Here is a 12,742-nt window from a genome sequence, read left to right on the forward strand (position 1 = left end):
CGCATCGCCTTGGGCAGGCGGCGCATCGGCGTAAAGCCGATATCCTCGCCCACCACTTCCCGCTTGCGGGCCGGGGCGGGCTTCTTGGCGGCATCGCCTTTGGCCTTTCCCTTGCCAGCGGCAGGCTTGCCTTTGGCATTGTTGCTCTTGGCGTTGGCATGGCCGCGCTCACGAGGCGGGTTCTGCACCGGCTTGCTGCCCGGCAGGGTCTGACGACTCGGCTTGCCGCTTGGCTCGTACCCTTCCAGGATCTCCACGGTCAGGGATTGGCCGATCAGGGCTTCGATGGCCTTGAGCTGACCCAGTTCATCATGGCTCACCAGCGAGATCGCCTCGCCGCCACGACCGGCACGGCCAGTTCGGCCGATACGGTGGATGTAATCCTCCGCCATCTGGGGCAGTTCGAAGTTGATCACGTGGGGCAGCTGATCGATATCGAGACCGCGGGCGGCGATATCGGTTGCCACCAGCACCCGCACCTCGCCACTGCGAAAATCGGCCAGCGCCCGGTTGCGGGCACCCTGGCTCTTGTCACCGTGGATCGCCACGGTATTGAGGCCATCTTTTTGCATCTGCTGGGCGAGGCGGTCGGCGATCTGCTTGGTGCGGACAAACACCAGCACCCGCTGCCAGTTGCCACGGCCAATCATGTGGGAGAGCAGCTCGCGGCGGCGTTCCCGATCCACCTGAATGATCCGCTGGGTCACCTGTTCGGCGGCAGTGTTGCTCGGATCCACCTCGATCAGGGTGGGGTCGTTCAGCAGATCATCCGCCAGCGCCTTGATCTCGCTTGAGAAGGTGGCGGAGAAGAGCAGGGTTTGCCGCTCTGCAGGCAGCGCCTTCATGATGCGGCGAATATCGACGATGAAGCCCATGTCGAGCATGCGATCCGCTTCATCCAGCACCAGCACTTCCAGCTGGCTCAGGGTTAGGGCGCCCTGGGTCAGCAGATCCAGCAGACGGCCCGGGGTGGCGACCAGAATGTCCACACCCAGCTTGATGGCGTCCAGATTGGGCTTGATGCTGACACCGCCATAGGCGATCAAAGTCTTGAACGGCAGGTGGTGGGCATACTTGATGATGCTCTCGCCCACCTGTGCCGCCAGTTCGCGGGTCGGGGTCAGTACCAGTGCGCGCACCTGACGACGGCCACGGCCGTGGTTGGCCAGCAGACGCTGCAACATCGGCAGGGTGAAACCGGCCGTTTTGCCTGTGCCTGTCTGAGCGCCGCCGAGCACATCCTGACCGGCCAGAATGGCCGGAATCGCTTGCTGCTGGATGGGGGTTGGCTGTTCGTAACCCAGCTCCTTGACGGCCCGCAGAATGTGCGGAGACAGACCCAGTTCGTTGAATGACATGTTCGAGAGAAACTCCTGAGATGAGCCTTAGGCTCAACGGGCAGCCAGCGCGTTAGGGCCAGCCACGATATGGAAAAGATAGTGGGGCCGTAATATAGCAAAAGAGCGGCCGCTGCGCAGTAGCTGTCGCACCGGCCGCCACACAATCGCTTAAAAGCCGTGGCGCAAAACGGCGCGGGAGCATCAGAGCATCTCGCGGATCTGCTCGGCCAGACTCTCCGGTTTGGTCTGGGGGGCGAAGCGCTCCACCACGTTGCCCTCCTGATCGATCAGGAACTTGGTGAAGTTCCATTTGACGTTTTCCAGCCCCAGAAAGCCCGGCTTCTGTTTTTTAAGCCACTGGTAGAAGGGGTGGGCATGCTCGCCGTTGACATCGCACTTGGCCATGATGGGGAAGCTGACCGGATAGTCGAGGGAGCAGAAGCGGGCGATCTCGTCCGCATCCCCCGGCTCCTGATTGCCAAACTGGTTGCAGGGAAAGCCCAGGATCACCAGCCCCTTGGGACCGAGCTCCTGATAGAGCGTTTCAAGCCCTTCATATTGGGGGGTAAAGCCGCAGCGACTGGCCACATTGACCACCAGCACCACCTTGCCCGCCAGTTGAGCCAGCGGATAGGGGGTACCATCCAGTCGTTGTAAAGTGAGATCGGGCAGAGGCATGAGAAGATCCTTTTGTGGGTGGTGGCACGGGTTGTGCCGTGAGTGGTTCGGTCGGAGAGAGACAAGCGCCGGATGAACAGCAACATGGCGATGTGACTACGGTATCGGTTGGCTCTTTAACCGGCAAGGCGGTTGCAGCGCCTCCTCGTCCCGATTGCAAGGGCCATCACAGTTTCGACAGCCAATACGCTCCTTGGCGGAGCGGGATCACAACTGGCGACAAAAAGCAGGGGGGCGGGCGACAAATCGCGTATTGATGGTGGGACTTCTCAAGAGAAGCAAACCGGTTTGTGACTTTGCCGGTAAGTCGCTACAAAGCGCCCTCTCTCCACTCATTGTGAGCCAATCTTGGACTATCAAGCTGCCATGGATGCCATTTACACCCGGGGATGGGTGATAGTGGATGATTTTTTGACCGCCGCCGAGGTGGATGCCCTCAAAGCCTGTCTACCGAACGAGTGGCAACCCGCCGGGATCGGCCGTGACGCCCTGCATCAGGGCAATCCCGATATTCGCCGTGACCAGATCCACTGGCTGGAGCCCGACCTCGGTGCGCCGGTGGCTGACTACCTGGCGCGGATGGAGTCCCTGCGTCTTGCCGCCAACCGGATGCTGATGTTGGGATTGTTCGACTACGAGGCCCACTTCGCCCGCTATCGCAGCGGGGATTTTTACGCCACTCATCGGGATGCCTTTGCTGGTCGCTCCAACCGCCGCCTGACGTCGGTCTTCTACCTCAACAACGACTGGCAACCGGAAGCCGGTGGGCTGCTGCGCTTTTATGACAATAACGAGCAGTTTCTGATGGATGTCAGTCCCAAGGGGGGGCGGCTGGTGCTGTTTCTCTCCGAGGAGTTTCCTCACGAGGTGCTGCCTGCCAACCGCGAGCGCTACAGCATCGCCGGCTGGTTTCGGGTCAATGGCAACGGCACCGGAAGGGTCGATCCCCCGCGCTGAGGGGCAATGTGTCCCGATTTTGACACAAGGGAGACTTTTCACTGCAAGAAGTGGGGTCATGGGTCTCCCATCAGCTGACAAGGGTTGATCTCCCTTGCTACACTGGCGCGCACTTATGTTCGTATCTGGCTTCGTCCGGTTTTTATGGTGGTTGGCTTATCAAATGGTCATGACGAGGCCGCTTTTCCCAAGGGATCACATCTAATGAAGAACATGCATGTCTTGCTGCTGTGTGGCGGCGGTGGTTCAGAGCACGAAGTTTCTCTGCGCAGCGCCAATTTCCTCGAGCAACAACTGGGCCTTCTGCCCGGTGTCGAAGTGACCCGCGTCGAGATGTTCGCCGATCGCTGGCTCAGTGCCGATGGCCGCGAGTGCAAGCTGGGGCTCGACAAGCTGCTCTCGTTTGACAGCGTGGCCCGTCCGGTGGATTACGTGGTGCCCTGTATCCACGGCTACCCGGGTGAGACCGGCGATCTGCAATCCTTCCTCGAACTGGCCGGATTGCCTTATCTCGGTTGCGATGCCGAGGCGAGCAAGATCTGCTTCAACAAGATCAGCACCAAGCTGTGGCTCTCCGCCATCGGCATTCCCAACACCCCTTACCTGTTCCTGACCGAGCAGAATGAGGCGGCGCTTGCCGAGGCGAAAGCTGCGCTGGCCAAGTGGGGCAAGGTCTTTATCAAGGCCGCCTCCCAGGGCTCTTCCGTTGGCTGCTACTCCGCCAGCAACGAAGCGGATCTGGTGAAGGGCATTGCCGATGCCTTCGGTTACTCCGAGCAGGTACTGATCGAGAAAGCGGTCAAGCCGCGCGAGCTGGAAGTGGCTGCCTACCAGTATGGTGATGAGCTGATTGCCACCTATCCGGGCGAGATCTGCGTCCCGCAGGACAAGTTCTACACCTATGAAGAGAAGTACAGCAGCGCCAGCCACACCGAGACCGCACTGCGTGCCGAGGGGCTGACCCAGGCGCAGGCCGATGCGATCCACGAGTATGCCCTCAAGGCGTTCCGTCAGCTGAAACTGACCCATCTCTCGCGCATCGACTTCTTCCTGACCGACGAGGGGGAGATCCTGCTCAACGAGATCAACACCTTCCCGGGCATGACCTCCATCTCCATGTTCCCGAAACTGCTGGAGCATCACGGTCACAACTTCGCCGACTACCTTGAGCAGATCCTGCGTAAGGCCAGTTAAGTGCATTCTCCCGTTCGCGGGATGAAGAAGGACCCAATAAAAATCCCCGCCAACCGGCGGGGATTTTTTTATGCCTTTATCAAGCGGAATATACCTTCCTGAAGGGATAAACAGGCGGGGAGGGGGTGACCCTCTCCCGTCTGTTGTTACCTGAGCGTGTTACCGACTGGCGTGCCAGCCGTTAGCCGCGAGCCACCCGAAAGCGCACGCTACGGGAGTGGCACGGCGCCAGCTCGCCAAACTCGCCAGCGGCCAGCTCAAGGGGCAGGGGCTGTTCGTCCATCCGCACCGCTTGCCAGTCGCTCAAGGTGTGCTGGCTGGTCACTTTGCCACCCTCCAGCACCGCCTGTTCGCTCGGGTTGTAGACCCGGATCACCAGCGCCTCTTCATCCTCGGCCTTTTTCAGGGCGCTCAGCACCGGACCGGACGGATCCATGGTGAGCAGGCTGAAGTGGAGCGGGGTGGTGAAGCTCGCCTTGTTGAGCTTCATGGCATCGAACGGGATCTTGTTGTAGCAGCGCACCGGGGTGAGGTAGTTGCGCGCCGCCTGCATCACGTTGGCGCTGATGTGATCACCGGCAAACGCCAGCAGACTGAAACGGCAGCTGAGCTTGCCGCGCACCTGAGAGTCCGGGGTGGGCAGCTTGATGCCGGAGGGGCGACCCGGGCGCAGCAGCAGCTCCTCTTTACCGAGTACGCCGACCCCGCGCAGCAGGGTGAGCGCCAGGGTGTCGCACTGCTCGCCGATCACTTCAAACTCGCGCAGACCGTCGCTCAGCACCGCCAGCCCCTGCTTGCCATCTTGCAGGGCGACGAAGTTCATCAGCTGCCAGACCGGAATGGGTGCCTCTTTCCACCCTTCTGCTTCCCAGTTCGCCATGGCGCTGTCGCGGGTAGGGCGAGTGATGCAGCCAAACTGGTTATCGGAAACCACTGTGTCGCTCGGGAAGGGGGTGGGGATCAGCACCCGCACCCGGTGATCATCAGCCTGATTGTCGAGCTCCAGCTCGATCTCGATGCGCGGACTTTGGTGCGCCAGCGTAATGCGGCAGGTGACATCAAGGTGGCCGCTGCACTGGCGGTTGGCCCGCTCGGCGAGGTTGGCAGGCAAGGCCATACGCAGTTTGAGAGTGGCGATGCTCTGCCACGCCTGATGGGTGACCTCGCGGGTCACGGCAAACTCGGTGGAGTAGCGCAGCCACTCGTCCCGCGATGGCGAGTAGTCATATTCGTCGCCATCATCGGAGCCCTCTTCCAGCGTGAGTACCTGATCGAAGGTAGTGCCGCGCAGCTTGTCCAGGATCTGCAAAGTGCCGTTGTCGTTGAGGGCGATGCGGTAAAAATCGTTCTCCAGCAGCTCGCCGCTGGCCGTCACCGGTTGCTCCAGTCCCGGCTGATTGCCTTCGATATGGAGAGTGCAGTATCCCATGGCCGGCAGCGGATGGCAGAGCTGGATGTCGTACTCCATAAAGGGGTCGTAGTTGCCGTAGTGAACGATCTGTCTGTCCACCAGTCCCGGGTCAATCTCGCGCTTGGCGCGGATGAAGTAGGGGACCGGCTGGCCCGCTTCATCGCGCAGGGCAAAGGATTGGGCGCGAATGCGGATGCTGGTGTTGATCACCTCCTGACGGGGGAAGGGCATCAGGTTGAACAGGCAGAGTTTGTCAGCCACCTGTACTCCGTCTTCGCGCAGTGCCACCGGCATGTTGTCGACAATCTTGCGCATGTAGAAGCGGATCAGGTTCTCGGCCATGTCGTCGGCCAGAATGAAGCGGGTCATCACCTCCTGATGCACCTTGTCGCTGCAGCAGCAGCCGATGCTGTCATGGGCGTGGTTTTTCATGATCTCCTTCCACATCTTCTCCAGCAGCCCGTGGTGGTACTCGAAGCCGAGTGCCCAGGCGATGCTCGCCAGCGGCTCGAGGATGTTGACGATCTTGTTCTCGATGGCGGCGTGGGCCAGCTTGATGTCCATCCGGGTGGAGGAGATGGTGCGGTGTACCCGCATGTATTTGCCGTCGTTGAACTCCCCTTTGAGGGTGGCCAGTTGGTCGCGGCACGCCTCGATGCGCTCGAAGACCTGCTCGAAGCGGCTCATGTGGAATTCACGCTGGGGGTAGATCTCCCGCAGCTTGTCGATGATGGCGAAGATGTTCTGTTGCAACGGCATCTGGTCATGGCCGTTGGGCAGCAGGATATCCTGAGTGACCGAGGCCTTCTCCAGCACCTCGAAGTAGGATTCGAGCCGCTTGCGCAGGCCCGCTTCATCTTCTGGCAGGTACTTACCGATGGCGTAGCCAAGCGGCAGCACCTGGGCGGTCACCTCGCTGCCATCGTTGCTCTGCCAGAGGAACTCGGTCTTGTCGGTGCCGTGGCGCTCGGAGCAGCCGCGCCAGAACATGGCACGGTCAATCCCGAAGCCGTTGAAGATGTGGGGCAGCTGGGAGGACATGCCGAACGAGTCGGGCAGGTAACCGATCTTCATCGGCTCGCCAAGGCTAAGGCAGTCACGCATCCCGTAGAGCAGGTTGCGCAGGATGGACTCGCCGCTCACCTGCATGGTGTCGGTCTGGGTGTACCAGGGGCCGATGATGAGCTTGCCCGCTTCCACCAGCGCCTTCACCCGGGCCTTGTTCTCGGGCTGGATGGCGAAGTAATCCTCCAGCACCGCGGTCTGGCCGTCCAGCACGTAGAACTTGTAGTCAGGGTCGGATTCAAGACGCGCCAGGATCTCCGCCATGTTGTTGATCAGCAGGATGCGGGACTCCTCTGTGGTGAAGTACCACTCCCGATCCCAGTGCATGTGCGGCGTGATGTGAACTCGTGAAACTGTCATGACAATGATCCTTTGCTGACGCACGGCGGCCCTTGCCTGCCGTGCGGAAAAAATAGTCTGTTGAAAAATCGGTTGTGAAGATGAGCCTTACTCTGCGGCGACCACCTGATAGGTGCCGCGCTGCATGGCGTGACGGCGCCAGCCGATCAGCACCACAGTGGAGATAAGGGTGCCCACCAGTGCCGCACCGAGCCAGACGGCGGCAGCCATCAGGGCACCGTGGCCGCCATCGTGGAGCAGGAACAGGGAGAAGATGCCAGCCCCCGGGGTGGAGAGACCAATCCCCATGGCACCCACCATGGCGCCGGTGACCACCGAGCCTGCGAGGAAGGAGCCGATCACCCGGATTGGATCTTCGATGGCCATCGGAATGGCGCCCTCGGTGATCCCCGCCAGCCCCAGCAGCCAGGTCGACTTGCCGGTCTCGATCTCGAAGGTCTGGAACAGTCGCGGCGCCAGCATGGTGGAGGCGGTGACGGTAAAGGCCGAGACCATCTTGACCGCGCCGAAGATGGCGTAAGGGCCGTAGACCCCGTTGGCCATGGCGCCGAGGCAGAAGGCGTAGGCCGCCTTGTTGACCGGGCCACCGAGATCAAATGAGCACATAAAGCCGAGCAGGGCGCCCAGAACCAACGCATTGGTGCCGGAGAGGCCGTTGAGCCACTCGGTGAGGCTGTTGTTGAGCCAGGCTACCGGCTGGCCGATGACAAACAGCATCAGGCTGCCCGCCACCAGGGTGCCGATCACCGGATAGAGGTAAAAGGTGAGAAAGCCGTTGAAGTTGGGGCCGAGGCGCACATGCTGCTTGACCCAGCGCATCAGGTAACCGGCGATAAGGCCGCCGACCACGCCGCCGAGAAAACCGGAGCCAATCATGTTGGCGGCCAGTCCCGCCGCAAAGCCCGGGCCCAGCGCCGGTTTGTCCGCCAGCGAGTAGGCGGTATAGGCCGCCAGCACCGGCACCATCAGGGTGCCCAGCATGCCACCGCCCAGCTTGCGATACATCCAGAGCCAGGAGTTCTCGGTATCAAACAGATGTTGCAGGCCGAAGATCTGGGCCAGCAGCACAGAGACGGCGAGCACGGTACCGCCCGCCACGATCAGCGGCACGGCAAAAGAGATGCCGCTCAGCAGTGCCTGCTTGAGCTCGGTCTTGAGGCTCACCTTCTTGCCGCTTGGAGCATCGCTCTGGCTGGTGTTGGGCGTCTGGGCGGTGCGACCGGCCTTGGCCGCTTCCAGCGCGTCATTCAGGATCCGCTCGGCATGGCGGATGGGTTCAGCCACCGGCGTCTCGATCCGGGGGATGCCGGCGAAACGCTCCTGCTCCTTGATGGCTACCTCGGCGGCGAAGATGCAGGCCACCGCAGCATCGAGCGCCTCTTGCGGCAGGCGATCTTCGATGCCGTTGGCACCCTGCTTTTCGACCAGTACCCGAATGCCAAGTTTGCGCCCCGCTTTTTCTAGATACTCGGCGGCCATATAGGTGTGGGCGATCCCCGCCGGACAGGCGGTGACACAGACCACAGTGGGTTGATTTGTATCTAATTTGTCTTCTTCTGCTGGTTGCTTGCCGCTATCCCCTTCACCATCGAGCAGCGCCATCAGCTGCTCGGCACTTTTGGCCGCCAGCACCGCCTCGCGGGTCTCGTCATCCACCAGGGCAGTGGTGAGGGTGGTGAGCAACTGCATATGGGTGGAGCCCGCCTGATCGGTCGGGATCGCCAGCATGAAGATCAGGTTGACCGGCTCGGGGCCGTCAATCCCCTCCCAGCCCAGCTCCTCGCTTAAGGTCGCGACGGCAAAGGCCGCTTCGCGCACCGCATCACACTTGCCGTGGGGCACCGCCAGCCCTTCGCCAAGGGCAGTGGGGCCCTGTGCCTCGCGGGCCATGACCGCGGCCAGAAAGGCGGCCTTGTCGTGCAGCTTGCCCGCCTGATCGAGCCGATCAGCCAGGGCATGAATGGCCGCATCCCGATCGGCAAACCGGGTTTGCAACGTGATGAGATGGGGGCCGGTAAGACTGGTCAGATTCATGATGATCCTCTGTCAGGTTGGCTTGCCAGCAAGCCGTCAGGGTGAAAGTGACAGCGATGCTAACAAACCGGCAGACTGATTTTTGTGAGTGGTATCATACAATTAATTATTTGTATTGTTTTTGTATTGTTTGGCCAAGGTGATTTGTTAGGTCAAATGAGGCCAAGCCGTTTTGTCTGCCGGGCAACTGGGGTAGAATGGCGCCTCTTCTATTTATCATGGCGCAGAGCCGACGAGGTGGCCTTTCGTGTCGAAAAAACCCATGTATCGCCAGATAGCCGACACCATCCAGCAGTGGATTGCGCAAGGGGAGCTGGCCCCCGGCGATGCCCTGCCCACCGAAGCCGAGCTGCGCGAGCAGTTCGGGGTGAGCCGGGTGACGGTGCGCCAGGCCCTCAAGCAGCTGACCGAACTCAACGTCATCGAGAGCATTCAGGGCAGCGGCAGCTACGTGCGGCAGGAGAAGGTGAACTACGACATCTATCAGCTCACCAGCCTCTACGAGAAGGTGACCGATCCGGCGGCCGAGACCCACAGCGACATTCTCGCCTTCGAGGTGATCAAGGCGAGCAGTGAGTTGGCCGAGCGACTCAATCTGCTGGAAGGGGCGCTGGTCTACTACGTCAAGCGGGTGCGCTTTATTCGCCAGATCGCGGTAACGCTGGAGGAGACCTGGATGCCGCTCGCCCTCTTCCCCGATCTCAGCTATGCGGTGATGCAGGGCTCCAAGTACCACTACATCGAAGAGGTGAAGCAGCTGGTGATCGACCGCAGCGAGCAGGAGATCATTCCGGTGCTCCCCTCGGCGCAGGTGGTGGAGGCGCTCGGTATCGATCCTGCCAAGCCCATTATCGAGAAGGTCTCCCGCGGCTTCCTGCAAGATGGCACCGTGTTCGAGTTCAGTCGCAACTTCTTCAAGAGCGATGATTACAAGTTCACCCTGGTCGCCCGCCGCGCCAAGGGGTGAGCAGGCGCCAGCACCCGAGATAAAAAAGGCCACCATCGTGTTTGCGGTGGTGACCTTTGTTTTTGGCAGATTGCCGAGCTGAATAGCAGATTGGCTGGTGGTTTGATGCGGCGGTTCTACTGCGCAGAGTCTTTGATAACTTCCTCGACCCGTACCTGCAGGCTCCCTTGTGCCAGGGTGGTGATGAGCTGGTCGCCACTGCTGACCTGATCGGCGCGACTAATGACTTCGCCGCGCGGGGTGCGGGTGATGGAGTAGCCGCGCCCCAGGGTGGCAAGCGGGCTCACACCGTCAAGGCGAGCGGTGAGCATGGCGAGGCGGTGGCTAGCAAGGTCTTGGCGCTTGGCAATCAGGGCATGAAGCCGCTCCTAGGCCAGTTGGTGGCGGCGCTTGCCAGCGGCCAGCAAGCGCTCCGGGCTCTTGCTCTGCAGGCGCAGCTCAAGGTTGGTGAGCCGCCGCTCTCCCTGATGCAACTGCTGGCGCAATAGCTGCTGCAGACGGGCAGAAAGTTCGTCTAGGCGCTGGGACTGCTGCTCCAGTCGCCGTTTCGGATCCTGATGGTCGAGCCGCTTTTGCAGCAGGATGAAATCGTGGCGGGCGGCGGTCTGCTGGCGGCTCATCGCCTGCTGCAGTCGCTGCGTGAGGTGGGCGAGGCGCTGGATGCGGGCCTGATTGTCTGGCGCCACCAGTTCGGCGGCGGCCGACGGGGTAGGGGCGCGCAAGTCGGCGGCAAAGTCGCTGATGGTGACATCCACCTCGTGGCCCACCGCGCTCACCACAGGTATGGCTGAGTGGGCAATGGCACGCGCCACCGCCTCTTCGTTGAAGCACCAGAGAGCTTCGAGCGAGCCACCGCCGCGCCCGACGATAAGCACATCCACCTCGGCACGCTGGTTCGCTTTGGCGATCGCCGCGACGATCTGGCTGATGGCGGCGCTCCCCTGTACCTGAGTCGGGTAGATAAAGACCGGCAGATCCGGCGCGCGCCGTTTAAGCACCGTCAGCATATCGTGCAGGGCGGCACCTGTGGCGGAGGTGATAAGGCCCACCGCCTGCGGTTCACGGGGCAGCGGCCGCTTGCGGCCTTCGTCAAACAGCCCCTCGGCGCCGAGACGGCGCTTGAGCTCTTCAAAACGCAAGGCCAATACGCCGTCGCCCGCCGGCTGCATCGACTCGATGATCAGCTGGTAGTCGCCGCGCGGCTCATAGAGGGAGACCCGCGCCTGCACCAGCACCTGCATGCCATCCTGCGGGCGGAAGGCCACCCGCCGGTTGTTGCCCTTGAACATGGCGCAGCGCACCTGCGCCGACATGTCCTTGAGGGAGAAGTACCAGTGGCCGGAGCTTGGCATCGCCAGATTGGAGAGCTCGCCGGTCAGCCACACCAGCCCCAGATCTTGCTCCAGGATCATGCGCACGGCGCTGTTGAGGCGGGTGACGGTAAAGACCTGCTGCTCGCGGCCGCTCGCCGCACTGGATGGGGTAAATCGGTTCAAAGGCGTACCTGTGGTCTGCCCCGGCGGGGCGGGGATAAAACGATGGCCGCTATCTTACCCCAGCACGGGGCAGGTGCCGAGTCCGGACATACTGTTTGGCTACTTTGCCAGAGACGGGTTCAGTGCTGTCGCGGTGAAGGGCGCAAACCGGTGGTGTTTGATGCAGCATATATCAATCAGGCCACCGGTTATTTGGATACAAGGGAAAAATATAATTGTGGCTATCAGTCATGCCGAAAACAGTGTCAAACCCAAGGTGCAATCAGATAAATGATCTGTGTTGTGACGGTGTTGATAATGGCGCGTCCTTTATCTGTCATTATTAGCCAGCAAAGCAGTAGTAAATTCAGGACCACCGTTACCCAGAACACCTGGCGAAATTCTACTTTTGCGGATTTATGCCTTAGCATCTGTTGCGCAGACAAAGCGCCAGGCCAACCTCCGAACAGGGCCAGCAGATGTAGGGTGCTCTCTTGAGTACGCCAGTGGTTATTTTTCGCCGCTTGTTTATCAATGGCATAGGCAATAAAGGTAATGATGCTCATGGATATATAAAGGATGAGGAGTAGTACCGGAATTTGCTGAAACAAAGTGAGTGCGCACATGCTTGAAATAAAAAGCAGTGGCCACAGCAGACTGATGTTACTACTGCCAGCCTTTTTGGATAGGGGCTTGTCATGGGGAAATGAGACATTAACAGCGTTGTTGCGTTGTCGGTTATCTTTCTCTACTTCATAAATAACCAGATCCCCATTGGCGGGTCTCCGTATTCTCGATTTGAATGACTTTATATGAATGAATGTTCGCTCGCCACCGCCATTGGGTTCAACGAATCCATATCCTTTGTCATCATTCCATTCAGAAATCTTTCCTTGAAATCTCATATATGTGTCCGGTGTGGTTGATTTAAGCTTTATATCACAATTTAACTGACCTAAAATAATCAGGTTGGGCTGGCGTAAATATATTTGTCGACGTTGATTTTATTCGGTGAATATATTTTCAGTCAGCTTTTAAACCTGCCAGTTATCAGCACTCGGCCCCCCTTGGGGGCCTGTGCGAGCCTGCACAAGGACGGCCAAAAACCTTGTGACAGGGTATCCTACGAGACCTTATCTTTACTCGGCTACTACTTTTGCCGTGGCGTGACGGGAAATGTGTCAACTGTTGCGCCAGCGCAACAATTTCAAAAATATGGCTAAAGCATCGCAGTGGGGAAGGGGGGGCGATGCAATACTGA

Annotated in this window: 8 protein-coding genes and 1 pseudogene; 3 read left to right on the plus strand and 6 right to left on the minus strand. The window is 60.2% G+C overall.

The features are described 5' to 3' along the window. On the minus strand, positions 1–1,358 hold a 1,358-nt coding region (locus LD28_RS0110010), incomplete at its 3' end, for a DEAD/DEAH box helicase (protein WP_033136828.1). 183 nt (positions 1,359–1,541) lie between these two features. Continuing rightward, positions 1,542–2,018: a glutathione peroxidase gene (locus LD28_RS0110015; RefSeq protein ID WP_033136829.1), complete on the minus strand. Its 477-nt coding sequence runs from the start codon at positions 2,016–2,018 to the stop codon at positions 1,542–1,544. 348 nt (positions 2,019–2,366) lie between these two features. Between LD28_RS0110015 and LD28_RS0110020 the strand changes: the two genes are divergently transcribed. Continuing rightward, positions 2,367–2,975: a 2OG-Fe(II) oxygenase gene (locus LD28_RS0110020; RefSeq protein ID WP_033136830.1), complete on the plus strand. Its 609-nt coding sequence runs from the start codon at positions 2,367–2,369 to the stop codon at positions 2,973–2,975. 204 nt (positions 2,976–3,179) lie between these two features. Continuing rightward, a complete protein-coding gene (locus LD28_RS0110025) occupies positions 3,180–4,169 on the plus strand; it encodes a D-alanine--D-alanine ligase (protein ID WP_033136831.1) in 990 nt (329 codons plus the stop codon). Between the two features lie 181 nt (positions 4,170–4,350). Here the strand turns inward: LD28_RS0110025 and mngB are convergent, their stop codons facing one another. Together mngB and mngA are read right to left on the minus strand one after the other, a co-directional pair. Continuing rightward, positions 4,351–7,005, minus strand: coding sequence for a mannosylglycerate hydrolase (gene mngB / locus LD28_RS0110030; RefSeq protein ID WP_033136832.1), 2,655 nt, complete (start codon positions 7,003–7,005; stop codon positions 4,351–4,353). 87 nt (positions 7,006–7,092) lie between these two features. Beyond that, complete coding sequence (gene mngA / locus LD28_RS0110035) at positions 7,093–9,039, minus strand: PTS 2-O-a-mannosyl-D-glycerate transporter subunit IIABC (RefSeq protein ID WP_033136833.1); 1,947 nt, start codon at positions 9,037–9,039, stop codon at positions 7,093–7,095. Positions 9,040–9,286: 247 nt separating this feature from the next. Between mngA and LD28_RS0110040 the strand changes: the two genes are divergently transcribed. Beyond that, positions 9,287–10,006 (plus strand): GntR family transcriptional regulator, encoded by a 720-nt coding sequence (locus tag LD28_RS0110040; RefSeq protein ID WP_005337027.1) that lies wholly within the window; start codon positions 9,287–9,289, stop codon positions 10,004–10,006. Positions 10,007–10,122: 116 nt separating this feature from the next. On the opposite strand, the pseudogene xseA reads toward LD28_RS0110040, so the two are convergent. Beyond that, positions 10,123–11,502 (minus strand): annotated as a pseudogene (xseA, locus tag LD28_RS0110045) (exodeoxyribonuclease VII large subunit). A 245-nt stretch (positions 11,503–11,747) separates the two neighbouring features. Then, positions 11,748–12,386 (minus strand): cold shock and DUF1294 domain-containing protein, encoded by a 639-nt coding sequence (locus LD28_RS0110050; protein WP_033136834.1) that lies wholly within the window; start codon positions 12,384–12,386, stop codon positions 11,748–11,750. Positions 12,387–12,742 lie beyond the last annotated feature (356 nt).

Source organism: Aeromonas finlandensis (genome assembly GCF_000764645.1).
GTDB classification, from domain to species: Bacteria; Pseudomonadota; Gammaproteobacteria; order Enterobacterales; family Aeromonadaceae; genus Aeromonas; species Aeromonas finlandensis.